19 protein-coding genes, 3 rRNA genes and 1 pseudogene are annotated in these 26,254 nt (G+C 70.3%); 16 read left to right on the top strand and 7 right to left on the bottom strand.

What is annotated here, in order from left to right; all coding sequences use genetic code 11:
* Window positions 1–180: 180 nt before the first annotated feature.
* Genes DWV08_RS16265 through DWV08_RS16250 form a run of 4 tightly spaced genes read left to right on the top strand, consistent with a single transcriptional unit; the run spans window position 181 to window position 3,711 of the window.
* Window positions 181–885 (top strand): TetR/AcrR family transcriptional regulator, encoded by a 705-nt coding sequence (locus DWV08_RS16265; RefSeq protein ID WP_115414765.1) that lies wholly within the window; start codon window positions 181–183, stop codon window positions 883–885.
* On the top strand, window positions 860–2,068 hold the full coding sequence (locus DWV08_RS16260; protein WP_241237439.1) for an acyl-CoA dehydrogenase family protein: 1,209 nt from the start codon (window positions 860–862) through the stop codon (window positions 2,066–2,068). The genes DWV08_RS16265 and DWV08_RS16260 overlap by 26 nt, the downstream gene beginning before the upstream one ends.
* 29 nt (window positions 2,069–2,097) lie before the next feature.
* A complete protein-coding gene (locus DWV08_RS16255; RefSeq protein ID WP_115414763.1) occupies window positions 2,098–2,868 on the top strand; it encodes an SDR family NAD(P)-dependent oxidoreductase in 771 nt (256 codons plus the stop codon).
* Between the two features lie 45 nt (window positions 2,869–2,913).
* Window positions 2,914–3,711: an enoyl-CoA hydratase/isomerase family protein gene (locus DWV08_RS16250; protein ID WP_115414762.1), complete on the top strand. Its 798-nt coding sequence runs from the start codon at window positions 2,914–2,916 to the stop codon at window positions 3,709–3,711.
* Window positions 3,712–3,726: 15 nt separating this feature from the next.
* Here the strand turns inward: DWV08_RS16250 and DWV08_RS16245 are convergent, their stop codons facing one another.
* From DWV08_RS16245 to DWV08_RS16225, 5 genes are all read right to left on the bottom strand, one after another.
* Window positions 3,727–4,758 (bottom strand): proline racemase family protein, encoded by a 1,032-nt coding sequence (locus DWV08_RS16245; RefSeq protein WP_115414761.1) that lies wholly within the window; start codon window positions 4,756–4,758, stop codon window positions 3,727–3,729.
* Window positions 4,748–5,923, bottom strand: coding sequence for an alcohol dehydrogenase family protein (locus tag DWV08_RS16240; protein ID WP_241237438.1), 1,176 nt, complete (start codon window positions 5,921–5,923; stop codon window positions 4,748–4,750). Before DWV08_RS16240 ends, DWV08_RS16245 begins: the two co-directional genes overlap by 11 nt.
* Before the next feature lie 450 nt (window positions 5,924–6,373).
* A 5S ribosomal RNA gene (rrf, locus tag DWV08_RS16235) occupies window positions 6,374–6,490 on the bottom strand.
* Window positions 6,491–6,610: 120 nt separating this feature from the next.
* Window positions 6,611–9,681 (bottom strand): 23S ribosomal RNA (locus DWV08_RS16230).
* A gap of 370 nt (window positions 9,682–10,051) precedes the next feature.
* Window positions 10,052–11,571 (bottom strand): 16S ribosomal RNA (locus DWV08_RS16225).
* Together the 16S, 23S and 5S rRNA genes form the textbook arrangement of a ribosomal RNA operon.
* Window positions 11,572–12,692: 1,121 nt before the next feature.
* Between DWV08_RS16225 and DWV08_RS17195 the strand changes: the two are divergent.
* A pseudogene (locus DWV08_RS17195) lies at window positions 12,693–13,937 on the top strand (MFS transporter); the annotation flags it as partial.
* 326 nt (window positions 13,938–14,263) lie between these two features.
* On the opposite strand, the gene DWV08_RS16855 reads toward DWV08_RS17195, so the two are convergent.
* A complete protein-coding gene (locus DWV08_RS16855) occupies window positions 14,264–14,644 on the bottom strand; it encodes a MarR family winged helix-turn-helix transcriptional regulator (protein WP_241237357.1) in 381 nt (126 codons plus the stop codon).
* 206 nt (window positions 14,645–14,850) lie between these two features.
* Here DWV08_RS16855 and idi point away from each other — a divergent pair, with 206 nt between their 5' ends.
* Genes idi through DWV08_RS16175 form a run of 9 tightly spaced genes read left to right on the top strand, consistent with a single transcriptional unit; the run spans window position 14,851 to window position 22,978 of the window.
* Window positions 14,851–15,432, top strand: coding sequence for an isopentenyl-diphosphate Delta-isomerase (gene idi, locus DWV08_RS16215; protein ID WP_241237349.1), 582 nt, complete (start codon window positions 14,851–14,853; stop codon window positions 15,430–15,432).
* On the top strand, window positions 15,429–16,556 hold the full coding sequence (locus DWV08_RS16210; RefSeq protein WP_115414759.1) for a polyprenyl synthetase family protein: 1,128 nt from the start codon (window positions 15,429–15,431) through the stop codon (window positions 16,554–16,556). The genes idi and DWV08_RS16210 overlap by 4 nt, the downstream gene beginning before the upstream one ends.
* Window positions 16,553–18,127 (top strand): SDR family oxidoreductase, encoded by a 1,575-nt coding sequence (locus tag DWV08_RS16205; protein ID WP_115414758.1) that lies wholly within the window; start codon window positions 16,553–16,555, stop codon window positions 18,125–18,127. The genes DWV08_RS16210 and DWV08_RS16205 overlap by 4 nt, the downstream gene beginning before the upstream one ends.
* Window positions 18,124–18,987 carry a tryptophan-rich sensory protein gene (locus DWV08_RS16200; RefSeq protein ID WP_115414757.1) on the top strand — a complete coding sequence of 288 codons (864 nt, stop codon included), beginning with the start codon at window positions 18,124–18,126 and terminating at the stop codon, window positions 18,985–18,987. Before DWV08_RS16205 ends, DWV08_RS16200 begins: the two co-directional genes overlap by 4 nt.
* Window positions 18,984–19,850 carry a phytoene/squalene synthase family protein gene (locus DWV08_RS16195; RefSeq protein ID WP_115414756.1) on the top strand — a complete coding sequence of 289 codons (867 nt, stop codon included), beginning with the start codon at window positions 18,984–18,986 and terminating at the stop codon, window positions 19,848–19,850. The genes DWV08_RS16200 and DWV08_RS16195 overlap by 4 nt, the downstream gene beginning before the upstream one ends.
* The gene (gene crtI, locus DWV08_RS16190; protein WP_115414755.1) at window positions 19,847–21,454 is read left to right on the top strand and encodes a phytoene desaturase family protein; all 1,608 of its coding nucleotides are present in this window, start codon (window positions 19,847–19,849) and stop codon (window positions 21,452–21,454) included. Before DWV08_RS16195 ends, crtI begins: the two co-directional genes overlap by 4 nt.
* Window positions 21,451–21,792 carry a lycopene cyclase domain-containing protein gene (locus tag DWV08_RS16185; RefSeq protein WP_115414754.1) on the top strand — a complete coding sequence of 114 codons (342 nt, stop codon included), beginning with the start codon at window positions 21,451–21,453 and terminating at the stop codon, window positions 21,790–21,792. Before crtI ends, DWV08_RS16185 begins: the two co-directional genes overlap by 4 nt.
* Window positions 21,789–22,097 carry a lycopene cyclase domain-containing protein gene (locus tag DWV08_RS16180; protein WP_115414753.1) on the top strand — a complete coding sequence of 103 codons (309 nt, stop codon included), beginning with the start codon at window positions 21,789–21,791 and terminating at the stop codon, window positions 22,095–22,097. Before DWV08_RS16185 ends, DWV08_RS16180 begins: the two co-directional genes overlap by 4 nt.
* Window positions 22,094–22,978: a prenyltransferase gene (locus tag DWV08_RS16175; RefSeq protein ID WP_115414752.1), complete on the top strand. Its 885-nt coding sequence runs from the start codon at window positions 22,094–22,096 to the stop codon at window positions 22,976–22,978. The genes DWV08_RS16180 and DWV08_RS16175 overlap by 4 nt, the downstream gene beginning before the upstream one ends.
* A 12-nt stretch (window positions 22,979–22,990) precedes the next feature.
* Here the strand turns inward: DWV08_RS16175 and DWV08_RS16170 are convergent, their stop codons facing one another.
* Window positions 22,991–24,361: a NupC/NupG family nucleoside CNT transporter gene (locus DWV08_RS16170; protein WP_115414751.1), complete on the bottom strand. Its 1,371-nt coding sequence runs from the start codon at window positions 24,359–24,361 to the stop codon at window positions 22,991–22,993.
* A gap of 155 nt (window positions 24,362–24,516) precedes the next feature.
* On the opposite strand from DWV08_RS16170, the gene DWV08_RS16165 reads away from it, so the two are divergent.
* Window positions 24,517–24,954, top strand: coding sequence for an ArsR/SmtB family transcription factor (locus DWV08_RS16165; protein WP_115414750.1), 438 nt, complete (start codon window positions 24,517–24,519; stop codon window positions 24,952–24,954).
* Between the two features lie 105 nt (window positions 24,955–25,059).
* Window positions 25,060–26,247: a FecCD family ABC transporter permease gene (locus tag DWV08_RS16160; RefSeq protein ID WP_115414749.1), complete on the top strand. Its 1,188-nt coding sequence runs from the start codon at window positions 25,060–25,062 to the stop codon at window positions 26,245–26,247.
* The last annotated feature ends 7 nt before the right edge of the window (window positions 26,248–26,254 follow it).

Below are 26,254 nucleotides of genomic sequence, written 5' to 3'. Positions count from 1 at the left end.
ACCCGCACGCCGGCGACCGCACCCCGGCCCGACAGCTCCCCGCCGGGCCGGGCCGCATCGCCCGGAGGGCCGCGCCCGCCTCGCCGACCCTTGACGCCCCGGGGTGCCCCACGTCACACTCATCGGTGAATCACCGTTCACTTCCGCTGAGCGGTCTTCTCATCGTCGAGAGGTCGTGCCGTGCTGCGCTCCGAGGCCCCCATCGCCCCGCAGGAGGCCGCCCGTGCCACGCGCTCGGACGCGCGCCGCGCCCAGATCCTGGCCGCCGCCGTCCCGCTGCTGGAGCGGCGCGGCTCCCACGAGGTGTCCATGCAGTCCATCGCCACCGCCGCCGGGGTGTCCGTGGGGCTGATCTACCGCTACTTCGCCGGCAAGCAGGAGCTGGTCCGCGCCGTCACCGAGGACGTGCTGGACGACATCACCCGTCGCGTCGCGGCCGCGCTGGGGCCGGAGGAGGACCCGGTGCGGCAGATCGCCGCCGCCTTCGCCGCCTACTGCACCGTGATCCGCGACGACCGCCAGGCCGTCATGCTCACCTACCGGGAGTCCCACACCCTCGACGCGGAGGGGCGGAAGGTCATCAAGGAGCTCGAGATCCGCTCCACCGCCCCGCTGCGCAGCGCCGTCGACGCCGCCGTCGCGCAGGGGCTGCTGCGCCCGCTGCACGCCGAGCTGTTCACCTACGACCTGGTCACCGTCGCCCACTCCTGGGCGCTGAAGAACTGGTACTTCGCCCCGCGGATCAGCTTCGAGGCGTTCGTGACCGAGCAGACGGCGCTGCTGCTGTCCGCCGTGCTCGCCCCCGGACATCGCGACCGCTACGCCGATCTGCTCGCCGACCTCGCCGCAGAACCCTCCGATGACCGCACCCACCCGCACCGCTGACCGCGCCGGGCATGCCCGCCCCTCCCGCACAGGAGACGCCATGGACTTCGCCCTCGACGAGGCGATGCAGCACGACATCGACTCCGCGGCGGAGATCGCCACCCGCATCGCCCCCGGCATGGCCGAGCGCCAACGTGCCGGTCGCATCGACCCCGACCTGGTCCGCGAGATGGGCCGGAAGGGGCTGATCGCCCCGGAGCTGCCCCGTGCCTTCGGCGGCCGCGACGGACGCTCCCTGGCCACCGGCATGATCGCCGAGCAGATCGCCCGCGGCGACCTCAACGTCGCCTACGTGCAGATCATCGGCTCCCTGGTGGGCCAGGTCCTGGCCCGCAACGCACCGGAGGAGATCGCCGCCCGCTGGATCCCGCACCTCACCTCCGGTGCCGGGATCGTCGCGATCGGCCTGTCCGAGCCGGGCAACGGCTCCGACGCCGGCAGCCCCTCGATGACCGCGCATCGCGAGCGCGGCGGCTGGGTGCTGCGCGGCACCAAGTCGATGTCGTTCGCGATGCACTGCGACGCCGCGGTGGTCTTCGCGCGCACGGCCGACGGGAGCCGCGGCCGCGGCCTGTCCGCCTTCCTGGTCGAGCTGGACCGCGAGGGGATCACCCGCCGCCGCCTGCCGGACATGGGCACCACCGCGGTGGGTCGCGGCCTGATCGACGTCGACGGCACCTGGGTGCCCGAGGGACACCTGCTGGGCACCGAGGGCTGCGCCTTCACCCAGGTGATGCAGGGATTCGACTTCTCCCGCGCCCTGATCGGGATGCAGGTGCTCGGCGCCGCGCAGGCCACCCTCGAGGAGACCTGGGAGTACACCAGCACCCGCACCGCCTTCGACAGGCCTCTGAGCTCCTTCCAGGGCCTCGCCTTCCCGCTCGCCGAGGCGGAGACGCAGGTGGCCGCGGCGCGACTGCTGTGCCAGAAGACGCTGTGGCTGAAGGACAACGACCTGCCGCACACCAAGGAGGCGGCGATGTGCAAATGGTGGGCGCCGAAGACGGCGTACGACGTGATCCACCAGTGCCTGCTCAGCCACGGCCAGTACGGCTACCTCACCGACCGTCCGATCGAGCAGAGGCTGCGGGATGTGCTGGGGCTGCAGATCGGGGACGGCACCGCCCAGATCATGAAGCTCGTCATCGCCCGCCACTGCGTGGACCGCGAGGCAGCGCCGTGACCCTCCCCCACCGATCCAGGAGCACCTCCATGGAGACCACGCCCGAGACCACCGACCACGACCTCACCGGGCGGATCAGCATCGTCACCGGAGCCGGCAGCGGCATCGGCCGCGGGATCGCCCGCCGCCTCGCCGCCGAGGGCGCGGTGGTGGTCGTCGCCGACATCGATGGCCCGTCGGCCGATGCTCTCGCCGCCGAGCTGGGCGGCCAGGCCCTCGCCGTGCCGGTGGACGTCAGCGACCGCGCCGGCGTCGAGGCGATGGCGGCGCAGGTGGTGGAGCGCTTCGGCCGCATCGACGTGCTGGTCAACAACGCCGGCTGGGACAAGGCCGGCCCCTTCCTCGAGCAGGACCACGCCGTCTGGGACACGATCGTGCAGATCAACCTGTTCGGCACGCTGCACTGCAGCCAGGTGGTGGTGCGGCAGATGACCGAACAGGGTCACGGCACCGTCGTGAACATCGCCTCCGACGCCGCCCGCGTCGGCTCCTCCGGGGAGGCGGTGTACTCCGCGTGCAAGGGCGGAATCGTCGCCTTCACCAAGACCCTCGCCCGCGAGGCCGCCCGCGCCGGGATCACCGCCAACGCCGTCTGCCCCGGCCCGGCGGACACTCCCCTGTTCGACCAGATCTCCGCCGACAACCCGAAGCTGCGCACCGCGCTGGAGAAGGCGATCCCGCTGCGCCGCCTCGCCCAGCCGGAGGACCTCGCCAACGCGGTCGCGTTCCTGGCCTCCCCCGCCTCCCACTACATCACCGGTCAGACCCTGTCCGTCTCCGGCGGACTGACGATGGCCTGACCGCACCGGCGCACCCCGCCGCCCCGCCCCAGAGAGCAGGAGATCATGTCCGTTCCGCAGCCGCCCGCCCGCTTCGAGACCGTCCAGGTCGCCGTGCGCGACGGCATCGGCGCGCTCACCCTCGACCGGCCCGCGCAGCTGGGCGCGCTGAACGCCGCCATGCTCGGCGAGATCGGGCAGGTCCTGGACGAGTGGGAGGCCGACGACGCCGTCCGCGGGATCATCGTCACCGGCACCGGCGAGCGCGCCTTCGCCGCCGGCGCCGACATCGCCGAGGTCGAGAACTGGTCGATGGCCGACGGGCTCGCCAACGCCATGCAGCGCCTGTACGACCGGATCGAGGAGTACCCGAAGCCCACCCTCGCCGCCCTCAACGGCGCCGCGCTCGGCGGCGGGCTGGAGCTGGCGATGGCCTGCGACATCCGCATCGCCGTCCACGGCGCGACCATGGGACTTCCCGAGACCGCGCTCGGGGTGCTGCCCGGCGCCGGCGGCACCCAGCGCCTGTCCCGCCTGGTCGGGGCCGGCCGCGCCCTGGAGATGGTGCTGACCGGCCGCGCCCTGACCGCCGAGCAGGCCGAGCGCCACGGCCTGGTCACCACCGTGGTGCCCGCCGAGGACCTGCTCGACACCGCCACGGAGATCATGACCACCGTACTGCGCAAGGGGCCGCTCGCGATCCGCCTGGCGAAGATGGTGATCCGTCCCGGCAGCGACACCGATCAGCGCACCGGCATGCTGCTCGAGCAGCTCGCCCAGACGCTGCTGTACACCACCGAGGACAAGGCCGAGGGCACTGCAGCGTTCCTCGCCAAGCGCCGGCCCGAGTTCGGCGGGCGGTGAGGCGGGCGCGGAGGCTCACCAGCTCAGCAGCGGCTCCAGGTCCGAGGCGTCCACCAGCGGATCGTCGAGATCCACGGTGACCCTCGAGCGGGCCAGCAGGCGGGCGGAGCCGGTGATGTGGGAGTGCCAGGCGGGGAAGTCCCCCACCGTGTCCTCCCCGATCACGGTGCCCACGAAGCGGTTGCCGCGCGGGGAGATCGTCTCCAGGCTGTCGCCCGGGCGCAGCTGTCCCTGCACGGCCATCAGGGCGAGGCGGGCGGAGGTGCCGGTGCCGGTGGGGCTGCGGCAGAGGACGCCGGGGTGGACGTAGGTGGCGGAGCGGGACACGCAGCGGCCGTCGGCCGAGTCCTCCACCGGGCCCATGAAGTGCACGAACGGCAGCGGGCCCACGTCCCCCAGGGAGGGGTGCTCGCGGCGCAGGCCGGGCCGGGCGGCACGCACGAAGGCGTCGCCGAAGGCGGTCAGGGCGATCTCCTCCTCGCGGGCGAGGGTGAAGCCCTGCGCGGTCGCGTCGATCATCGCGTAGTAGCCGCCGGACCAGACCAGGTCGCAGGCGACCGGGCCGATGCCCGGGACCTCGATGGTCACGGCGCGGTCCGCGACGTAGGCGGGGGCGCCCTGGGTGGTGACGGACTCGACCCGCCCGTCGGCGTTGCGGGCGGTGATGTGGGCGAGACCCGCCGGGGACTCGAGCACGATCTGCTGCTCGCCGTCGACCATCTCGATCATCCCGGACTCGAGCAGGGCGGTGGCGACGCACAGGGTGTTGGAGCCGGAGTACAGGGGGTAGCCCATCGCCTCCATGATGATGTAGCCGGCCTGCGCCTCGGGGTGGCCGGGCTCGACGATCAGGTCCACGGACATGGCCGGGTCGCCGTACGGCTCGGACAGCAGCAGGCGGCGCAGACCGTCGCCCTCCCGCTCCAGGAACCGGGCCTTCTCCAGGGCGGTGGTGCCGGGGATCGGCTCGATCCCCGCGGTGACCACGCGGGACACGTCGCCGCCGGACTGAGTGTCGATCAGGGTGATGCTGCGTTCACGTCGCATCACGGCTCCCGTGCTCGAAGGGCGCCCCCACCTGCTCCCAGTGACGGTCCGGGACCACCACCAGCTTGCCGATGTAGGACTTGGCCAGGAAGGCGCGCTGCGCGTCGTGCAGATCGGACAGACGGAAGGTGCGGTCCAGCAGCGGTCGGATGGTGCCGGACTCGATGTGGCCCAGCAGGCGACGGAAGGCGGTGCGGGTGCCCTGGGAGGAGCCGTGCAGCTCCAGATGCTTGAGGTACACGGTGCGCAGGTCCAGGTCGACCACCGGTCCACCGATCGCCCCGGCGGTGGTGTACCGGCCCTCCGGACGCAGGATCCGCAGCAGGTCGTTGAACAGCGGCCCGGCCACCAGGTCCGCGACCACGTCGATCGGGCCGTCGGCCACGCTCTCCACCGCGGCGACCAGGTCCGGGGCATCGCGCAGGACCGTCGCCTCGGCGCCGAGGGCCTGCAGCGCGGCCTCCTTCCCGGCGCTGGTGACGGCGTAGGGGATCGCGCCGCGCGCCCGCGCGAGCTGCAGGACCGCCGAGCCGACGCCGCCGGAGGCGCCGGTGACCAGCACCCGCTCGCCCTCCGCGAGCCGGGCCCGGTCCAGCATGTGCTCGGCGGTGAGGTAGGCGCAGCAGAAGGTGGCCAGGCCTGCGTCCGAGACCTGCTCCGGGGCGGGATGGGCGTTCTCGGCGGGGACGGTGACGTACTCGGCGTAGCCGCCGTCGCGGCCGTGGCCGATGTAGTCGATGTCCGCCAGGGAGTCGTCCCCCTCGGGGCGGTGGTAGAGGGAGAAGTCCACGAGCACCCGCTGCCCGATCCGGGTCTCGTCCACACCGTCGCCCACGGCGGCGATGCGGCCCACGATGTCCGCGCCCTGGATGCGGGGGAAGGTGAGGGTGGAGCGGCCGCGCCGCCAGGTGGAGACCGCGGCCGGGTCGGTGTCCGAGCCGTAGGCGCCCTCGCGCACCCAGATGTCGGTGTTGTTCATGCCGCAGGCGTGCACGTCGATCAGCACCTCCCCCGCGGCTGGCTGCGGGGTGGGCACGTCGCGGGCATGGATCAGCTGTTCCAGGCCGCCGTGGCCCACCAGCTGCACCGCCTGCATCGTGGTGGGGATGCTCGGGCCGGGGTGGGCCGGATCCGGGCGCGGCGGGGGCATCGGGGGTGTTGCCATCATCGGCCTCCCATCGTCGGGGCGGCGGACCGTGTCGGCGGGGGCTCCGCGACGGCGCGGGGCCGGCGGCGGGGCGCTGAGGGGCGGCGCCACCGCTCACGATCACTATGGCATCACGGGCCGCGGAGGGTCCAGAGCTGGAGTGGCCGATGCGCACAGCAGGGCCTCCGCACCGCGGCAGGGCGCCCCGGCACGGCGAACGCCCGTCCCTGACCGGAGTGCTTGATCCGGTCGAAGGGGGCGCGGGGGTTCACGGCGCCGTCCCTGTTGATCCAGGTGGTCCCGGTATGGGTCGGAGCCGCGACCTCCCATGCGCGGGCCACGTCCTCGTCGTGAGACGGGACTGGTGTCGCGGGCCCGGCAGCGTCCGGGCATGAAAAAAGGGAGTGGAGGAGGCGAACACCCGACACATATCGGGGTTCAGCAACTCCTCCACTCCCAGTGAAAGATGTCCGGCGGCGACCTACTCTCCCACACCCTCCCGAGTGCAGTACCATCGGCGCTATCGAGCTTAGCTTCCGGGTTCGGAATGGAACCGGGCGTTTCCTCGACGCTATGACCGCCGTAACACGACGAGACCCAACCAGCCCCCACACACCCCCAACAGGGCACGCAGCGGGTTGCTCCTCGAGAACCGCACAGTGGACGCGAACACACACAGCAAACAATCAACACATAACACTATGTTGTTGTAAGTCATCAGCCATTAGTACCAGTCAGCTCCACACATTACTGTGCTTCCACATCTGGCCTATCAACCCAGTCATCTACTGGGGGCCTCACACACCTCAAGGGTGCAAGGATATCTCATCTCGAAGCAGGCTTCCCGCTTAGATGCTTTCAGCGGTTATCCCTTCCCGACGTAGCCAACCAGCCATGCCCTTGGCAGAACAACTGGCACACCAGAGGTCAGTCCATCCCGGTCCTCTCGTACTAGGGACAGGACTTCTCAAATATCCAACGCGCGCAGCGGATAGGGACCGAACTGTCTCACGACGTTCTAAACCCAGCTCGCGTACCGCTTTAATAGGCGAACAGCCTAACCCTTGGGACCAACTCCAGCCCCAGGATGCGACGAGCCGACATCGAGGTGCCAAACCATGCCGTCGATATGAGCTCTTGGGCAAGATCAGCCTGTTATCCCCGGGGTACCTTTTATCCGTTGAGCGACACCCATTCCACAATGAGGTGCCGGATCACTAGTTCCTGCTTTCGCACCTGCCCGACATGTCTGTCTCGCAGTCAAGCTCCCTTGTGCACTTACACTCAACACCTGATTGCCAACCAGGCTGAGGGAACCTTTGAGCGCCTCCGTTACTCTTTAGGAGGCAACCGCCCCAGTTAAACTACCCATCAGACACTGTCCCTGATCCGGATCACGGACCGAGGTTAGGAATCCAGAACGACCAGAGTGGTATTTCAACAATGACTCCACACTCACTGGCGTGAATGCTTCCCAGTCTCCCACCTATCCTACACAAGCCGTCCCGAACACCAATATCAAACTATAGTAAAGGTCCCGGGGTCTTTCCGTCCTGCTGCGCGTAACGAGCATCTTTACTCGTAATGCAATTTCGCCGAGTTCGCGGTTGAGACAGTGGAGAAGTCGTTACGCCATTCGTGCAGGTCGGAACTTACCCGACAAGGAATTTCGCTACCTTAGGATGGTTATAGTTACCACCGCCGTTTACTGGGGCTTAAATTCTCAGCGTCGACACCCGAAAGCGTCTAACCGGTCCTCTTAACCTTCCAGCACCGGGCAGGCGTCAGTCCGTATACAGCGTCTTACGACTTCGCACGGACCTGTGTTTTTAGTAAACAGTCGCTTCTCCCTGGTCTCTGCGGCCCTCCCCGCTCTCACGGATCGGGCCCCCCTTCTCCCGAAGTTACGGGGGCATTTTGCCGAGTTCCTTAACCACGATTCTCTCGAACGCCTCGGTATTCTCTACCTGATCACCTGAGTCGGTTTAGGGTACGGGCGACCGTATTCGTCACGCCGGGACTTTTCTAGGCAGTACAGGATCACTCTCCTTGTTCCCCGAAGGGTCCTCCCCATCACGTCTCACCCACACGACCCCAGCATTACCCGGGATCGGGCTGCACGCTTGGACGGAGTATTCCATTAACTCCGCGGAAGCTGCCTCACTGCGTCATCCCACACGCTGACCTACTACAACCTTGGTTCCCAGCCTCACCATCACCCCTGCCCCGAAGGGCAGGGAGACAGCTCGGGTGGTTAGCATCGACTGCCTCGGTATGGGTCCTCCTACGATCGGTACGGGAATATCAACCCGTTGTCCATCGACTACGCCTGTCGGCCTCGCCTTAGGTCCCGACTAACCCAGGGCGGATTAACCTGGCCCTGGAACCCTTGATCAATCGGCGGACGGGTTTCTCACCCGTCTTTCGCTACTCATGCCTGCATTCTCACTCGTGCAGCCTCCACCACTGGGTTCCCCCGCGGCTTCGCCGGCTGCACGACGCTCCCCTACCCACCCAGCCCCAAGGACTGAGTGACACAGCTTCGGCGGTGTGCTTGAGCCCCGCTAAATTGTCGGCGCAGAATCACTTGACCAGTGAGCTATTACGCACTCTTTCAAGGGTGGCTGCTTCTAAGCCAACCTCCTGGTTGTCTCAGCAACTCCACATCCTTTTCCACTTAGCACACGCTTAGGGGCCTTAGCTGATGTTCTGGGCTGTTTCCCTCTCGACCATGAAGCTTATCCCCCACAGTCTCACTGCTGCGCTCTCACGTACCGGCATTCGGAGTTTGGCTAAGGTCAGTAACCCGGTGGGGCCCATCGCCTATCCAGTGCTCTACCTCCGGCACGAAACACGCAACGCTGCACCTAAATGCATTTCGGGGAGAACCAGCTATCACGAAGTTTGATTGGCCTTTCACCCCTATCCACAGGTCATCCCCTCCATTTTCAACTGAAGTGGGTTCGCGCCTCCACGCGGTCTTACCCGCGCTTCACACTGCCCATGGATAGATCACTTCGCTTCGGGTCTAGAGCCGGCGACTGAACGCCCCGTTCAGACTCGCTTTCGCTACGGCTACCCCACACGGGTTAACCTCGCCACCGACCACTAACTCGCAGGCTCATTCTTCAAAAGGCACGCCGTCACCCCTCAAGGCTCCGACGGATTGTAAGCGCACGGTTTCAGGTACTATTTCACTCCCCTCCCGGGGTGCTTTTCACCTTTCCCTCACGGTACTTGTCCGCTATCGGTCACAAGGTAGTATTCAGGCTTACCAGGTGGTCCTGGCAGATTCACACCGGATTTCACGGGCCCGGTGCTACTCGGGAACAGCGTCACGCCATGCAGCAGTTTCGTCTACGGGGGTCACACCCTCTACGCCGTCGCACTCACCACGACTTCGACTACCACTACACGTACACGCTGATGAGCCGGCAGACCCATCCAACACGTCCCACAACCCCTGACCTGCAACCCCTGCCGGGTATCACACAGAACAGGTTTAGCCTCCTCCGCTTTCGCTCGCCACTACTCACGGAATCACTGTTGTTTTCTCTTCCTGCGGGTACTGAGATGTTTCACTTCCCCGCGTTCCCTCCACACCGCCTATACATTCAGCGGCAGGTACCACGACATGACTCGTGGTGGGTTTCCCCATTCGGACATCCTCGGATCACAGCTCTGTTGTCAACTCCCCGAGGCTTAACGCAGACTCACACGTCCTTCGTCGGCTCCTTGTGCCAAGGCATCCACCGTGCGCCCTTTAAAACTTACGGCAACACAAAGACACTTTGCGCTATAAAAATTGCTTACAAGATGCTCGCGTCCACTATACAGTTCTCAAAAAACAACCCCACACCCACCACACACACCCACAAGGCGCCCATGACAGGGGAGACCAGCCACACACCCTCACCCGTTCCCGAAGGAACCAGAAAAGGGGCCGCGTGCAGCCTCACAACCCAATAGCGTGTCTCCACCTCGAACCCACACCACCACAGGTCCGTTCCCCACCCCACAAGAGGGGCCGTACTAGAACCCGGCAGTGCCGGCGAAGTGCCCATCCATCGATGTTCCACCCTTGAGCAACCGCCCCCACCACACTCGGGCAGGCAGACGGCCACCAATATTGGTGATGCTCCTTAGAAAGGAGGTGATCCAGCCGCACCTTCCGGTACGGCTACCTTGTTACGACTTAGTCCCAATCACCGATCCCACCTTCGACAGCTCCCTCACGAGGATGGGCCACTGGCTTCGGGTGTTACCGACTTTCGTGACTTGACGGGCGGTGTGTACAAGGCCCGGGAACGTATTCACCGCAGCGTTGCTGATCTGCGATTACTAGCGACTCCGACTTCATGGGGTCGAGTTGCAGACCCCAATCCGAACTGAGGCCGGCTTTTTGGGATTCGCTCCACCTCACAGTTTCGCAACCCATTGTACCGACCATTGTAGCATGCTTGAAGCCCAAGACATAAGGGGCATGATGATTTGACGTCGTCCCCACCTTCCTCCGAGTTGACCCCGGCAGTCTCCTATGAGTCCCCACCATCACGTGCTGGCAACATAGAACAAGGGTTGCGCTCGTTGCGGGACTTAACCCAACATCTCACGACACGAGCTGACGACAACCATGCACCACCTGTGCACCAGTCCGAAGAAAGCCACATCTCTGCAGCCGTCCAGTGCATGTCAAGCCTTGGTAAGGTTCTTCGCGTTGCATCGAATTAATCAGCATGCTCCGCCGCTTGTGCGGGCCCCCGTCAATTCCTTTGAGTTTTAGCCTTGCGGCCGTACTCCCCAGGCGGGGCACTTAATGCGTTAGCTACGGCGCGGAAAACGTGGAATGTCCCCCACACCTAGTGCCCAACGTTTACGGCATGGACTACCAGGGTATCTAATCCTGTTCGCTACCCATGCTTTCGCTTCTCAGTGTCAGTAATGGCCCAGAGACCTGCCTTCGCCATCGGTGTTCTTCCTGATATCTGCGCATTTCACCGCTACACCAGGAGTTCCAGTCTCCCCTACCACACTCTAGCCTGCCCGTACCCACCGCACGCCCGAGGTTGAGCCTCGGGTTTTCACGGCAGACGCGACAAGCCACCTACAAGCTCTTTACGCCCAATAATTCCGGACAACGCTTGCGCCCTACGTATTACCGCGGCTGCTGGCACGTAGTTAGCCGGCGCTTCTTCTGCAGGTACCGTCACTCTCGCTTCTTCCCTACTGAAAGAGGTTTACAACCCGAAGGCCGTCATCCCTCACGCGGCGTCGCTGCATCAGGCTTTCGCCCATTGTGCAATATTCCCCACTGCTGCCTCCCGTAGGAGTCTGGGCCGTGTCTCAGTCCCAGTGTGGCCGGTCGCCCTCTCAGGCCGGCTACCCGTCATCGCCTTGGTGAGCCATTACCTCACCAACAAACTGATAGGCCGCGAGTCCATCCCCCACCGATAAATCTTTCCAACACCCACCATGCGATGAGTGTTCGTATCCGGTATTAGCCACGATTTCCCGAGGTTATCCCGAAGTGAGGGGCAGGTTACTCACGTGTTACTCACCCGTTCGCCACTAATCAGGCGGTGCAAGCACCACCGTCATCGTTCGACTTGCATGTGTTAAGCACGCCGCCAGCGTTCGTCCTGAGCCAGGATCAAACTCTCCATGAAAAAACATGAAAAACAGTATCCTGACAACAGAAACAAACAACCAGCATTTCTGCTGTATCATCCGTTTCAAAATTGCCATTCAAAATAATGGCATCGATAAACAGACACGCTATTGAGATATCAAGCAACACGCGCACTCAGTGCTCTGAACCCTTCCGGGCCTTCGCTCCGAGGCAACTCCGCTAACTTAGCCGGGTCAGTTCTCCGAGTCAAATCGGTGCGGTGTGATCCGCGCCGCGATCCTCTCTCGGAAGATCTGTCGTGCCAGGTCAGTGCGGGAATCTCGGTCCGGATCGCTGTCCGTTCCTCGTTCCCGTTGTCCGGGGCACGAGGAAGAACATTACGCACCTCCACAGACCCCGTCAAGCCAGAACGGCCCTTTTCGAGGTGTCCTCGGCCACATCATCCTGTGCGGTGTTCGGGCGCCCTCGAGAAGGCCCTTCCGAGGGCTGTCCTCGAGTCCGTGGCGCGGGCTCTGCTCTGCGCGCCTCCAGTGCTCTGCGCGGGATGGACGAATGACGACCATCCGCGCCAGTCCCGACGCAGCGTTCCCGCGCGAGGCGCGCCGGAGTTCTCGCACGAGGCGCACCGACACCGCCTCGCGGACGCGCAGCGACCCACGCCTCTGCCGGCGCTCACCGGCGTTCCGCCACCGCCGACCCCGGCACGTGCCGCCGGTCCCTCGCCGAGCGTCGCCCCCCTCGCTTCCCGCGCCCGCCCTCGCTCCCCGGCACGGGTCTCTGCGTCGGCCCTCCGAGAACCCCTCTGTTGCCATGAATTGCCAGATCTGACGACGGTCGGATGCTCCGGGCATCGAGGACTCGCACATCACGGCCCGAGAACATTTCGCGATCCGGACGCGCTGCGAACCCAGGACCAGCGTTGATGGCGTCACCCTCCCGGCGCCAAGCGTTTTCCCCGCACCGCGGTCGGCAACCGCGCCTCTGCAACTTGTGGCAGCTTGCCCAGTCCGCCGCCTCGCGCTCCAAGACTCTCGGCCCACGACGCAGCACCGCGTCACACCGTCCGCCCACCCGGCGGCACCGCGAGCGCACCCCGCTCCCTCGCACTGGAACACCGCTGTTCACCTCTGCCCCGGGCAGATCTCGAGAGGACCAACGATGGACGACCTTTCCCCCCGGGGCCGGCACCGGCCGGCCCGACCCCTTCCCCGGCGCCGTCTCCACGGCCACCGGCTCGATCGTCGCCCCGCCGGCGGCCCCGGCCTCGGCGTCGCCCTCGTGGACAGCGATGCGCGCCGCCCCGACGCCCTCGCCGAGGACGGCCCCTCGGGCAAGGGCAACGGCAGGGCGATGGCCGCCATGGGCTTCTCCCAGGCGGTCGACAACTCCGAGGGCGGGCTGATCGACACCTTCTTCCCGCTCATCGGCGCCGCCTTCGGCGTGGGCGAGGGGATGCTGGGACTGCTCAGCGCGATCAGCAAGTTCGCGCGCATGCTGTTCGGCCCTTTCTGGGCGATGATGGCGGACAAGTACGGCCGCAAGAAGATCCTCCTCCTCGTCACCGGCGTGTGGGGGCTGTGGACCATCGCCTCCGGCTTCGCCCCGAACTTCACCTGGCTGCTGATCCTGTACTCGATCAGCGTGGTGGGCACCGTCGCCTCCGAGCCGATCATCAACGGCCTGCTCCCGGACCTGTTCCGCCAGTCGCAGCGCGGCAAGGCCTACGGCACGATCCGTGCGGTCGGCACCGGCGTGGGCATCGTGATGGGGCCGGCGATCGGCCTCTTCGCCCGCGGGGACGACCCCAGCCCCGACGCCTGGCGCTACGCCATGTGGACCATGGGCGCGATCTCCATCCTCTCCGGCGTGCTCATAGCGATGTGGGTGAAGGACCCCCGCCAGAACACCGCCCGCGAGGACATGATGGCCGAGGCCGGCCGCTTCAAGATCTCCGACGGTGCCACGCTGTTCAAGATCCCCACCGTCTCCCTCATGGCCGGCATGGTCGTGCTGGTCACGAGCCTGGTGCTGCTGGCCTTCTACCCGAACTTCCTGGTCGTGGAGCGGGGCCTGAGCGTCTTCCAGGCCACGATGGCGATGTCCTTCTTCTCCCTCGGCGCCGTGTTCTCCAGCTTCCTCGGCGGGCGCCTGGCGGACCTGTTCGTGCGGAGCTTCGGCGAGAAGGGCCGCATCATGCTCATGCAGATCTACCTGGTCTCCTTCGCGGGCACCGTCGCGCTGGTCACCCAGCTCCCCTACGAGGGCTTCGTGGTCTCGATCCCGCTGAACCTGCTGCTGGGCCTGGTGTTCTCCGTGGGCTTCTCCGGCTGCGTGCCGCCGATGGTCTCCAACGTGGTCCCCTCCCAGCTGAGCGCCACCGCGTTCGCGATGCTGTTCTCTCTCATCCAGGGCGGCATCACCGCCCTGATGGTTCTCGGACTCGGCTTCGTGGCCGAGGCGTTCAGCAGCCAGACGACGTTCGTGTGGTTCGCGGTGGTGCCGTACCTGCTCAACGCCGTGTACTGGACGATGTTCTACCGGGTCTACCCCCGGGACGTGGCGCGCCAGAAGGAGCGCACGAGCTGGTGGCCACCGGGCGGTTCTGAGCGACCGCTCCCCGACGCCCTCTTCCCTCCGAGCTCTCCCGCTCCGCGGCCGTCGGGCCCCTCGCACCCCGGTGCAAGGGGCCCGTCGGCCGTGCAGCGCGCACCGTGCCTCGCCCGCCCGGCTCACGGTGCAGGCGGGGTGAGCCGCTCGGGCGCGGCCTCCGTCTCGAGCTGCTCCGCCATCGCGTCCAGGAAGCAGATGGCGGCGGTGCGCGCGGAGGGCGGCACGTCGTGGGCGATCTCCAGCATCCTCTCGTGCATCCCGCGCAGCCGCTCCCGCACCTGGGCGTGGGCATGCTCGGTGGCGACGACGATCCGGGAGCGGCCGTCGTGGGGGTGCGGCGCCCGGGCGAGGTGGCCCGAGGCGGTGAGCCGGTCCAGCAGCTTCGAGGTGGAGGCGCCGGAGATCTCCAGGTGCCGCGCCAGCTGCAGCGGGGTGACCGGGGACTCGGCGAGCTCGTGCGCGATCACGAAGCGCAGCGCCTCGAGATCGGTGGTGTTCATGTCCATGCCGGCGCTCATCCGGCGGCGCATCTCCTGATCCGCGGCGCGGAAGCGACGCAGCGCGGCGAGCAGCGCCACGGCGCCGTGCTGCTCGGTGTACCAGTACGGCGCGGCGGTCCCGGCGCCATCGTGCCGCGTGCTCTCGCTCATGCTCAGATGTTACAGTCGATTTAGGTAGACAGGCTAAGTACTTGTGAGGAGCGCTTGTGATCGACACCACCGTGCCGGAGGGGGATCGGGCCGAGGGGGCCGTCGAGGACCACGTCGTCCTCCTCGACGCCGACGGCGCGCCGTGCGGTCTCGCGCCGCGCGCTACCGTGCACTCCGCCCGCACTCCCCTGCACCTCGCCTTCTCCTGCCATGTGGTGGACGCCGGCGGCCGGGTGCTGCTCACCCGTCGGGCGCTGGGCAAGCGCACCTGGCCGGGGGTCTGGACCAACTCGTTCTGCGGCCACCCCCGGCAAGGCGAGAGCTTCCCGGAGGCCATCGCCCGCCATGCCCGGCACGAGCTGGGCATGCGCGTGGGCGCACCGCGGGAGGTGCTGCCGGAGTTCCGCTACCGCGCGGTGGACGCCTCGGGGGTGGTGGAGAACGAGGTGTGCCCCGTCTTCGTCGCCCTCGCGCAGAGCGACCCCGTGCCGAACCCGGACGAGGTGATGGATCTGCGCTGGGTGGAGCCCGCCGACCTCGCCGCATTGGTGGACCTCGCCCCGTGGACCCTCAGCCCGTGGGCGGTCGCGCAGGTGCCGCAGCTCGGGGAAGCCCTCACGCCGGGGAGCACGCCATGAGCGACGCCCACCTGCCGTCCGTCGATCGCGAGCTGCGCCGCCAGCTGGCGCGCGGCGCCGCCCTGCCCGGGCCGCTCCCGCTGCCCGATCACGAGCAGCTGTGGACCGCGCTGGGCGACGCCGTCGAGGGCGGCAAGCGGCTGCGCCCCGCCCTGCTGCTCTCCGCGCACGCGGCGCTCGGCGGCACGAGGCACGAGGCCGCCGTGCAGGTGGGGGCGGCGCTGGAGCTGCTGCACACGGCCTTCGTGGTGCAGGACGACGTGATCGACGGGGACGAGGTGCGCCGCGGTGTGCCCAGCGTCCCCGGGGGCGCGGCCGCGCAGGCCGCCCGGCACGGCGCGACCCCCGCCGGGGCGCGCCGGCTGGGCCAGGCCGCCGGGATCCTCGCCGGGGACCTGGGCCTGATCACGGCGATGCGCACGATCTGCCGCTGCGAGGCCCCGGCCCCGGTGGTGGAGGGGCTGCTGGACCTGTTCGAGACCACCCTGCACGCGACGGCCGCCGGCGAGCTCGCCGACGTGCGCCTCCAGCTCGCACCGGCCGCCGACCCCGCCCCGCTGCGCGAGGTGCTCGCGGTCGCGGAGCTGAAGACGGCTCTGTACTCCTTCCAGCTGCCGCTGCGCGCCGGGGCGCTGCTGGCCGAGGCGCCCTCCGAGGTGCACTCCGCCCTCGACGAGATCGGCAGCCTGCTGGGGATCGGCTTCCAGCTGGTGGACGACCTGCTGGGCACCTTCGGCGACGCGCAGCGCACCGGCAAGAGCGCGCTCGGGGACCTGCGCGAGGGCAAGCGCACGGCGCTGATCGCCCACGCCTCCACCACCGAGACCTGGCCCGCCCTGCAGTCGCTGCTGGGGCGCGCGGACCTCGACGACCACGACGCCTCCCGCGCCCGCGACCTGCTCACCGCGTGCGGCTCCCGCGCCTGGGTGGAGGATCTCGCGCACTGGCACCTCACCAGCGCCTCCGAGGCCGCCCTGCGGCACGGTCTGCCCGCGGCGCTGCGCGACGCCCTCGAGGCCACCACGGCCCAGATCCTCCGCGGCGTGGAGCTCACCCTGCCCGGCCCCGCCCACCCGTCGGCCGACGCCGCGCCGCCCCGCGCGAAGGAGGACCAGCCCGCATGAGCACCACCGCCTCACCCCCGGCCGACGCCTCCTCGGCGCTGGTCCTGGTCACGGGAGCCAGCGGCTACATCGGCGGCCGCCTGGTCCCGGCCCTGCTCGAGGCGGGGCTGCGGGTGCGCGCGATGGCCCGTCACGCCGACCGGCTCGAGGGCCGTCCCTGGCGCGGTGCGGTCGAAGTGGTGGAGGCCGACGTCGAGGACGGGGCGAGCCTGGACGCGGCCCTCGCCGGCGTGGACACCGCCTATTACCTGATCCATGCCATGGGCGGCGGGCGCCGCTTCGCCGACCGCGACCGCGAGGGGGCGCGTGCCTTCGCCGAGGCCGCGGCCCGGGCAGGGGTGCGACGGATCGTGTACCTGGGCGGGATCCATCCCGACCAGGAGCCGCTCTCCGCCCACATGGCCTCCCGCCGGGAGGTGGGGGAGATCCTGCTGGCCGGCGAGGTGCCAGCGGTGGTGCTGCGGGCCGCGGTGATCCTCGGCTCCGGCAGCGCGTCCTTCGAGATGATGCGTCATCTCTCCGAGCGCCTGCCGCTGATGGTGGCGCCGCGCTGGCTGCACAACCGGATCCAGCCGATCGCCGTGCGGGACGTGTTGCACTACCTGGTGGCGGCCGCCCGCCTCGAGGGCGCCCCGAACCGCACCTTCGACGTGGCCGGGCCAGACGTGCTCTCCTTCGCCGCGCTGCTGCAGGCCTACGCCCGGGCTGCAGGCCTGCCCAGGCGGCGCATCCTCACCGTCCCCGTGCTCACCCCGCGCCTGGCCAGCCACTGGATCGGCCTGGTCACCCCGGTGCCCACTGCGATCGCGCGGCCGCTGGTGGAGTCGCTGATCCACGAATCGGTCGCGGCGGAGTCGGATCTGCAGCGTCTGGTGCCCGCGCCCCCGGGCGGCCTCACCGGGGTGGACCGGGCGATCGCGCTGGCGCTGACGAGGATCCGGGAGCTGGACGTGGTCACCGCCTGGCACTCGGCCACCCCGGCCGGCGCGCCCTCCTCCCCGCTGCCGGAGGATCCGGAGTGGTCCGGCGGGATCGTGCGCTGCGACGAACGGCAGTGCCCGGTCGATGCCGCGCCGGAGACCCTGTGGGCGGTGATCGAGGGCATCGGCGGCCGCCGCGGCTGGTACTCCTGGCGCCTGGGCTGGGTGGCGCGGGGGCTGATGGACCGCCTCGTCGGCGGGCCCGGGCTGCGCCGCGGTCGCCGCCACCCCGACCGCCTCGCGGTGGGAGAGGCGCTGGACTGGTGGCGCGTGGAGCGCCTGGACCGGGGGCGCCTGCTGCGCCTGCGCGCCGAGATGCGCCTGCCGGGCCGGGCCTGGCTGGAGCTCGGGGTGGAGGAGACCGCCGACGGCTCCGCGATCCTCCACCAGCGCGCGATCTATCACCCCCGCGGCCTGCGCGGGGACCTGTACTGGTGGGCGGTGTGGCCGTTCCACGGGATCGTGTTCGGCGGCATGCAGCGCAACATCGCCCGCACCGCCGAGACGGCGGAGCCGGCCCGGTCCACGACAGCCCGTCCCGCCCCTGCCGCGCCCGCCCGCTCCGGCACCGACCCCGAGGAGCTCTCATGACCCGCCCCGCCCGTCCGCTCCTGCGCCATCTCGCCGTCACCGTGAGCTTCGCGCTCGCGATGCTGGGCACCGCCGTGGGGGTGGGGGCGTTCGGCGGCGACCCGATCGACGAGGCCGCCGGCGGCCTGCTCGCCGCCGACGCCACCCACCTCGCCCCCGCGACCGGCGCCTTCCGGATCTGGAGCCTCATCTACCTGGGACTCGGCGCGTACTGCGTGTGGCAGTGGTGGGACCGCCACGACCACCGCGGCGTCACCCTGCCCGCGATCGGCTCGCTGCTGCTGAACGCGGCGTGGATCCTCAGCATCCAGGCCGGGGCGGTGGGGGTCAGCGTGGTGGTGATCGTGCTGCTGCTGGCGGTGCTGGGCCTGCTCGCCCATCGGCTCGCCGCACGCCCCGCCGGCGGCACCCTCGAGCGGCTCGTGGTGGACGGCACCTTCGGGGTGTACCTGGGATGGGTGAGCGTCGCGACCTGCGCGAACATCGCCGCCGCGCTGAAGGGCGCCGGGTTCGCCGGCTTCGGGGCGCCCGGCGTCCTCGCCGCGGCCGTGCTGGCCGCGGTCGCGGTGCTCGGCGTGGCGCTGGTCCGGGCGGGACGCCGGCCGGTCGCCGCCCCGGCGGCGATGATCTGGGGGCTGGTGTGGATCGCCGTGGGCCGCGCGCTGGACGCGCCCCACTCCCCCGTCACGGCGCTCGCCGCCCTCGCCGCCGCGGCGGTGATCGCGGCGGCGGCGGTGTGGGCGTGGTGGCGCACCGCGCAGGCGGCGGAGCCCGGCCGCTCCCCGTCGGCCGTCCGTCCCGCCGCCGAGGCGGCCCGCTCCCCGCGCGGCGGGCATCGACCGACGGAGGAGGCACGATGACCCCGCGGGAGCGGACCGTGCCCGCCGCGACGCTCTACGACCGGGTCGCGCAGCGCAGCGCCGAGTGCGTGATCGCCGGCTACTCGACGAGCTTCGGATGGGCCTCGCGCCTGCTGGACGAGCCGGTGCGCACCCACGTGCGCAGCATCTACGCCCTGGTGAGGATCGCCGATGAGGTGGTCGACGATCCGGAGCCCGCCCTCACGGTGCAGGAGCGGTCGCGGATGCTGGAGGACCTCGCCGCCGAGACGGCCCGCGCCCTCGCCGGAGGGCGCTCCACGAACCTCGTGGTGCAGGCGTTCGCGGTGACCGCCCGGCGCTGCGGCATCGACGCCGCGCTGATCGATCCGTTCTTCGCCTCGATGCGGGCGGACCTCACCGTCGCCGTGCACGACCGGGCGAGTCTCGCGGAGTACGTGCACGGCTCCGCCGAGGTGGTGGGCCTGATGTGCCTGCGGGTGTTCCTGGACGGGGACGAGGCCGAGTACGCGCGCCTGGCCCCGGCGGCGAGCGCGCTCGGCGCCGCCTTCCAGAAGGTGAACTTCCTGCGCGATCTCGCGGAGGACCACGACCAGCTGGGACGGGTCTACGGGCCCGGCCTGGACCCGGCGGCGTTCGACGACGCCCGCCGGGACCTGCTGCTGGACGAGATCGAGGCGGACCTCGCCCACGCCGCGACCGCGCTGCCGCATCTGCCCTCCTCCAGCCGTCGCGCCGTCGCCGCCGCCCACGGCCTGTACGCGGAGCTGGCGCGCCGGCTGCGGGCCACCCCCGCGGCCCGGATCCGCCGTGCCCGGGTGCGAGTGCCCGCGCCGCGCAAGGCGCTGGTGCTCACCCGCGCCGCGCTGGGGGTGCGGCGATGAGCCGGGTGGTGGTGATCGGCGGCGGGATCTCGGGCCTCGCCACCGCAGCGCTGCTGGCCCGCGACGGGCACGAGGTGGACCTGGTGGAGGCGCGCGAGGAGCTGGGCGGGCGCGCCGGCACCTGGGAGCACGGCGGGTTCCGCTTCGACACCGGCCCCTCCTGGTACCTGATGCCGGAGGTGTTCGACCACTTCCTCCGCCTGCTGGGCACCTCCGCCGCCGAGCAGCTGGACCTGCGACAGCTGGATCCCGGCTACCGGGTGCTGTTCGAGGGGCGCAGCGAGCCGTTCGACATCAGCGCCTCCGCCGCCCGGAACACGGACCTGTTCGAGCGGGTCGAGCGCGGGGCGGGGCTGCGCCTGGCCCGCTACCTCGACTCCGCCGCGCGCACCTATGACGTGGCCCTCGAGCGCTTCCTGTACACCTCCTTCACCTCCCCGCGCGGCCTGCTGCACCCCTCGGTGATCGCCCAGGCGCCGCGGCTGCTGGGCCTGCTGGCCGAGCCGCTCGAGCGCTTCGTGGCCCGCCGCTTCCGCGATCCGCGCCTGCGGCAGGTGCTGGGCTACCCGGCGGTGTTCCTGGGCTCCTCCCCGGACCGCACCCCGAGCATGTACCACCTGATGAGCGCCCTGGACCTCACCGGCGGGGTACAGTACCCGATGGGCGGCTTCACCCACCTGATCGACGTGATCGTGCGCCTGGCCGAGGAGCAGGGGGTGCGCCTGCACACCGGCGTCCGCGCCACGCGGATCCTCACCGCCCCGACAGGCCGCCGGGCCGCGGCGCGCGGGGCGCTCACGCACAGGGCCGAGGCGCGCGGGGTCGAGGTGCGGGCGGCCGACGGGACCGTGCGCACGCTCCCGGCCCGGACGGTGGTCGCCACCGCTGATCTCCACCACGTGGAGACCGCTCTGCTGCCGAGCGCGCTGCGCACCTATCCCGACTCGTGGTGGCGCCGGCGCACCCCCGGCCCGGGCGCGGTGCTGGTGCTGCTGGGCGTGCGCGGCCACCTGCCGCAGCTGGCCCACCACACGCTGCTGTTCACCCGCGACTGGGGGGAGAACTTCGGGGCGCTGCGCGAGGGACGCGTGCCCTCCCCCGCCTCGAGCTACGTGTGCCGACCCTCGGCGACCGATCCCTCGGCCGCACCGCCGGGCCACGAGAACCTCTTCGTGCTGGTGCCCGTGCCGGCCGATCCGTCCCTGGGCCGGGGCGGGCAGGACGGCCGCGGCGACGCCGCGGTGGAGCGCATCGCCGACGAGGCGATCGCCCGCCTCGCCGAGGAGGCGGGGATCGACGACCTCGCCGAGCGGATCGTGGTGCGCCGCACCATCGGGCCGGGAGAGTTCGCCGAGGACCTCGGCGCTTGGCACGGCAGCATGCTCGGTCCCGCCCACACGCTGCGCCAGAGCGCCTTCTTCCGGGCCGGCAACGCGTCCCGCCGGGTGCGCGGGCTGCTGTACGCCGGATCCAGCACGCTGCCGGGCATCGGGCTGCCGATGTGCCTGATCAGCGCCGAGCTGGTGGCCAAGCGGATGCGCGGCGACCGCTCCTCCTCCCCGCTGCCGGAGCCCGCCCGGAGCCCCGAGGGGGCGGCGGCATGACGGGAGGGACGGGCCTGGTGTACCTGCTGTGCCTGCTGGTGCCGACGGCATGCATGGCGCTGCTGGACCGGCGCTTCCGCCTGGTGCTGTGGCGCGCCCCGCGCCGCGGCGTCATGGTGGTGGGGGCGGGGTTCGCGCTGTTCCTGCTGTGGGACCTCGCGGCGATCTCCGTGGGCCACTACCGGATGGGGGACAGCCCGTGGATGACGGGCATCCTGCTGGGGCCCGAGCTCCCGCTCGAGGAGCTCGTGTTCATCACCTTCCTCAGCTATCTCACGCTGGTGCTGTGGGGGCTGGTGGACAGGGTGCTGGCCGGGCCGCGGGCGGAGGTGCCATGAGCTACGCGATGCTCGCCGGGCTGTTCCTGCTGGTCCCGCTGCTGGTGCTCGCCGTGACCGTCGTGCTGCGTCGGCCGGGGAGGCGCTGGTGGGCGACCACCGCGGTCACGATCGCTGTGCTGCTGATGCTCACCGCGGTGTTCGACTCCCTGATGATCGCGGCGGATCTGTTCCGCTTCGCCGGGGAGGACCTGCTGGGGCCCCGCCTCGGCCTCGCCCCGGTGGAGGACCTCGCCTGGCCGCTCGCCGCCGGGCTGCTGCTGCCCTCGCTGTGGCTGCTGCTGGGCCCGCAGGAGGAGAGATGAGCACCGTCGAGACCGCCCCCGGTCCGCTGCGCCAGCTGCTGGGCACCTCCCGGCCGCTGAGCTGGATCAACACCGCCTACCCCTTCGCCGCCGCCTATCTGCTGGCAGGCGGCGGCCTCGACGCGGCGCTGCTGATCGGCACCGTGTTCTTCCTGATCCCGTACAACCTGCTGATGTACGGCGTGAACGACGTCTTCGACCACGACTCGGACCTGCGCAACCCCCGCAAGGGCGGGGTGGAGGGGATCGTGCTGTCCCGGGGGATGCACCGCGTGACCCTGTGGGCCGCGGCGCTGAGCACGCTGCCGTTCGTGCTGGTGCTGCTGGCGATGGGCGATGCGGCCTCCGGCGCGGTGCTCGTGGTGGTGCTCGCCGCGGTGGTCGGCTACTCCGCGCCGCGGATCCGGCTGAAGGAACGGCCGGTGCTGGACTCGCTGACCTCCTCCACCCACTTCGTGGGCCCGGCCGTGTTCGGCCTGGCGCTGAGCGGCGCCCCGGTGGGGCCGACGGCGCTGTGCGTGCTCGGCGCGTTCTTCCTGTGGGGCATGGCCTCCCACGCCTTCGGTGCGGTGCAGGACGTCCAGCCCGACCGGGAGGCGGGGATCGGCTCGATCGCGACGGTGATCGGCGCGGCCCGCACCGTGCGCCTCGCGCTGGCGCTCTACGCCGCGGCCGGGCTGCTGATGCTGCCCGCGGGATGGCCGGCCGCGCTCGCGGGCCTGCTGGTGGTGCCGTACCTGGTCAGCACCTGGCCGTTCCGGTCCCTCACCGACGACGAGGCCGAGCGGGCGCACCGCGGCTGGGCCCGCTTCCTGCGGCTGAACCTGCTCAGCGGCTTCCTGCTCACGCAGCTGCTGCTGTGGATGGCCCTGCGCGCCTGACCGTCAGAGTCGTCAGCCGATCATGATCCCGGCGATGGTGGCGCTCATGAGGTTGGCGAGGGTGCCGGCGAGGATGGCCTTCAGCCCCAGCTGCGCGATCTCGGAGCGCCGGCTGGGGGCGATGCCGCCCAGGCCGCCCAGCAGGATCCCCAGCGAGGAGAGGTTGGCGAAGCCGGTCAGCGCGAAGCTGGTGATCGCGGCGGTCTTGGGGCTGAAGGACTCGATCTGCGGGCCGAAGCCGGCGAAGGCCACGAACTCGTTGACCACCACCTTCTGGCCCACGAAGCTGCCGGCGGCGACGGCCTCGCTCCAGGGCACCCCGATCATCGCCATGATCGGTGCGAACACCCAGCCCAGGATCTGCTCGAAGGTGAGGTCCCCGGCGCCGAACCAGCCGCCCACCACGCCGATCAGCAGGTTGATCAGGGCGATCAGGGAGATGAAGGCCAGCAGCATCGCGCCCACGTTCAGGGCGAGCCGCAGGCCGTCGGAGGCACCGCCGGCGGCCGCGTCGATGACGTTCGCATACCGGGTGCCCCCGGCATCCTCCTCTCCGTCCTGGTCCGTCCCGTCCTGCACCGGGCCGTCCTGCGCAGGACCATCCTGCGCCAGCCCGTCGGCGCTCTCCTCCGGAGCGGCCACCGCGGAGGCCCCGCCGCCGGTCGCGCCGCGGCTGCGGTTCGTGGCCGCGACCAGCTCTGCCTCGCGCGCCACGGCCTCCGGATCGGTCTCCGGCACCAGGATCTTCGCCATCAGCAGCGCGCCCGGCGCGGCCATGAAGCTGGCGGCGATGAGGTACTCCAGCGGCGCGCCCAGCAGCGAGTAGCCCACCAGCACGGAGCCGGCCACGGTGGAGAGGCCGCCCACCATCACGGCGAACAGGCCGGAGCGGGACAGCCCCTCCACATAGGGGCGGATCACCAGCGGCGCCTCGGTCTGGCCCACGAAGATGTTCGCGGCGGCGTTGACCGATTCGCCGTAGCTCGTGCCCAGCAGCTTCCCCAGCCCGCCGCCGAGCCACTGCACCACCTTGGGCAGGATCCTCCAGTGGTAGAGCACCGCGGTGAGGGACGCGAAGAACACGATCACCGGCAGCACCTGCAGGGCGAAGATCGCGCCCTCCCCCTCGGCGGGCAGCAGGCCGCCGAACAGGAAGGAGATGCCCTCCCCGGAGGTGTCGATGACGGCCTGGAAGCCGGCGGAGACCTTCTGCAGCGCCCACTGCCCCGGCCCCCAGTACAGGACGAGGGCGCCCAGGCCCAGCTGCAGCGCGAAGGCGCCGAGCACGGTGCGCAGGCGGATCGCCCGCCGGTTGCTGGACAGGGCGACGGCGATGAGCAGCAGCCCGGCCATCCCTCCGAGACCCCAGAGCAGGTCGATCATCGCGCTCACCTCATTGCGGATCGGGAACAGTGCGCGTCCGTCGCGACAGTGTAGGGGTCGCGGGGAACGAGGGAGAGGGACGGCGGTCACGGGGCCGCGCCCTCGAGGGCCCCTGCGCCCCGGGGCGCCGCCCGCGGCCCCGCTACGGTGGTGGCATGCACTCCTCCGATCCCCTGCACGTCCGCGACGCCCCCGGCGCGGCGGGCGACGACTCCGCCCTGGTGGAGGAGCTGCGGGCGCTGCTCGCGGAGGCCGACGGGGTGGAGGAGCTCGCGCGGAGGATGGCGCTGCTGGCCGATCCGCGGCGCCTGCGGATCCTGTTCTGCCTGCACGCGCACCCGGGGGTGCGCAGCTCGGACGTGGCCCGGGCGCTGGACGCGCACGACTCCACCACCTCGCACGCGCTGGCGATGCTGCGGGAGGCCGGCTGGGTGCGGTCCCGGAGGGAGGGGCGCGAGGTGCGGTACGAGCTGGCCGACGCGACGATCCATGCGCTGCTGCACGATCTCGGCTCCGGCCACCTGCCGGGAGTGCGGCACACGGACGATCGGCCCGAGCACTCCCCGGAGGGCGACCCCCTGCCGCCCCGCTGACCGGCCCGTCCCCCGGCCCGCGCCACGATGACATCTCGTGGCACGGGCGAGCCCGACCCACCCCAATACTTGTACGCTCGCACAAGTATAGAGGGAGGGAGGGTCATGTCCACACCGCACGCCGATCTCTCGCCGCTCCGGGCGGCGCAGCGGCCCGACGACGTGGCGCAGCGGCCTGACGACGCGGCGCGAGGGCCGGCCGCGCCGGGCCTGTCCGGTGACCCCGTCGGCGCCGGCTCCGACCCACTGGGGCTGCGCGCCCGGTCCCGCCGCACCGCGGCGATCCTGCTCGTCCTCGCCGCCCTGCTCGCGGTGAGCCTGCTGCTGTGCGTGGGGATCGGACCGGTGCCGCTCTCCCCCGCCGTCTCGCTCCAGGTGATCGCGCACCAGCTCGGCGCGCCGGTGCCGCCGGTCCCCGATCCCGCGGCCCAGGCCATCGTGTGGTCGGTGCGGGTGCCGCGGGTGCTGATGGGCGCGGCCGTGGGCGCCTGCCTGGCCATCAGCGGTGCGGCGCTGCAGGCGATGGTGCGCAACCTGCTCGCCGATCCGTACATCCTGGGCGTCTCCGGAGGGGCCTCCACCGGCGCGGCGGCGGCGATCCTGCTGGGCGCCGGGGCGGCGCTGGGGGCGTACGCGCAGCCGGCGCTCGCGTTCGCGGGCGCGCTCGCGGCCGCGCTGACGGTGTTCGTGATCGCCCGGTCGAACGGCCGGGTCACCTCCCTGCGGCTGCTGCTCTCCGGGGTGGCGGTGGGCTACGCCCTCTCCGCGCTGACGAGCCTGCTGATCTTCTCCTCGGACTCCGCCGAGGGCTCCCGCTCGGTGATGTTCTGGATGCTGGGCTCGCTCGCCCTGGGCCGGTTCGACGCCGTGCTGCTGCTGGCGGTGCTGGCCGCGCTGGGCGGCACCGCCGTGCTCACCGCCCGCGCCCCGCTGCTGGACGCCCTCGCCGCCGGGGACGACGTGGCCCACGCGCTGGGCCTCTCCCCGGACCGCACCCGGATCGGGATGCTGGTGATCGTCTCGCTGTGCACCGCCGCCGCGGTGGCCGGGGCCGGGGCGATCGGCTTCGTGGGCCTGGTGATCCCGCACCTGGCCCGGCGCCTGGTGGGCCCCGGGCACCGGGCCGCGCTCCCGGCGAGCGCGCTGCTGGGCGCCGGGTTCCTGGTGTGGGCCGACGTGCTCGCGCGGCTCGCGATGGCGCCGCGCGAGCTGCCGATCGGGGTGATCACGGCGGCGGTGGGGGCACCGTTCCTGCTGGTGCTGATCCGGCGCATGCGGCACGACGGCGGGTGAGCGCCGC

Origin of the sequence: Brachybacterium saurashtrense, from assembly GCF_003355475.1 — a bacterium.
Taxonomy (GTDB): Bacteria; Actinomycetota; Actinomycetes; order Actinomycetales; family Dermabacteraceae; genus Brachybacterium; species Brachybacterium saurashtrense.
The sequence above is the reverse complement of the archived record's forward strand: the minus strand, read 5'-3'. Positions and strand labels throughout refer to the sequence as shown.

Bases quoted from the DNA above. Each gene is read 5' to 3' on its own strand.
- DWV08_RS16260 (WP_241237439.1), top strand. From the start codon at position 860: ATGACCGCACCCACCCGCACCGCTGACCGCGCCGGGCATGCCCGCCCC.
- DWV08_RS16255 (WP_115414763.1), top strand. From the start codon at position 2,098: ATGGAGACCACGCCCGAGACCACCGACCACGACCTCACCGGGCGGATC.
- DWV08_RS16250 (WP_115414762.1), top strand. From the start codon at position 2,914: ATGTCCGTTCCGCAGCCGCCCGCCCGCTTCGAGACCGTCCAGGTCGCC.
- DWV08_RS16245 (WP_115414761.1), bottom strand. From the start codon at position 4,758: ATGCGACGTGAACGCAGCATCACCCTGATCGACACTCAGTCCGGCGGC.
- DWV08_RS16240 (WP_241237438.1), bottom strand. From the start codon at position 5,923: ATGGCAACACCCCCGATGCCCCCGCCGCGCCCGGATCCGGCCCACCCC.
- DWV08_RS16855 (WP_241237357.1), bottom strand. From the start codon at position 14,644: ATGAACACCACCGATCTCGAGGCGCTGCGCTTCGTGATCGCGCACGAG.
- DWV08_RS16210 (WP_115414759.1), top strand. From the start codon at position 15,429: ATGAGCGACGCCCACCTGCCGTCCGTCGATCGCGAGCTGCGCCGCCAG.
- DWV08_RS16205 (WP_115414758.1), top strand. From the start codon at position 16,553: ATGAGCACCACCGCCTCACCCCCGGCCGACGCCTCCTCGGCGCTGGTC.
- DWV08_RS16200 (WP_115414757.1), top strand. From the start codon at position 18,124: ATGACCCGCCCCGCCCGTCCGCTCCTGCGCCATCTCGCCGTCACCGTG.
- DWV08_RS16195 (WP_115414756.1), top strand. From the start codon at position 18,984: ATGACCCCGCGGGAGCGGACCGTGCCCGCCGCGACGCTCTACGACCGG.
- crtI (WP_115414755.1), top strand. From the start codon at position 19,847: ATGAGCCGGGTGGTGGTGATCGGCGGCGGGATCTCGGGCCTCGCCACC.
- DWV08_RS16185 (WP_115414754.1), top strand. From the start codon at position 21,451: ATGACGGGAGGGACGGGCCTGGTGTACCTGCTGTGCCTGCTGGTGCCG.
- DWV08_RS16180 (WP_115414753.1), top strand. From the start codon at position 21,789: ATGAGCTACGCGATGCTCGCCGGGCTGTTCCTGCTGGTCCCGCTGCTG.
- DWV08_RS16175 (WP_115414752.1), top strand. From the start codon at position 22,094: ATGAGCACCGTCGAGACCGCCCCCGGTCCGCTGCGCCAGCTGCTGGGC.
- DWV08_RS16170 (WP_115414751.1), bottom strand. From the start codon at position 24,361: ATGATCGACCTGCTCTGGGGTCTCGGAGGGATGGCCGGGCTGCTGCTC.
- DWV08_RS16165 (WP_115414750.1), top strand. From the start codon at position 24,517: ATGCACTCCTCCGATCCCCTGCACGTCCGCGACGCCCCCGGCGCGGCG.
- DWV08_RS16160 (WP_115414749.1), top strand. From the start codon at position 25,060: ATGTCCACACCGCACGCCGATCTCTCGCCGCTCCGGGCGGCGCAGCGG.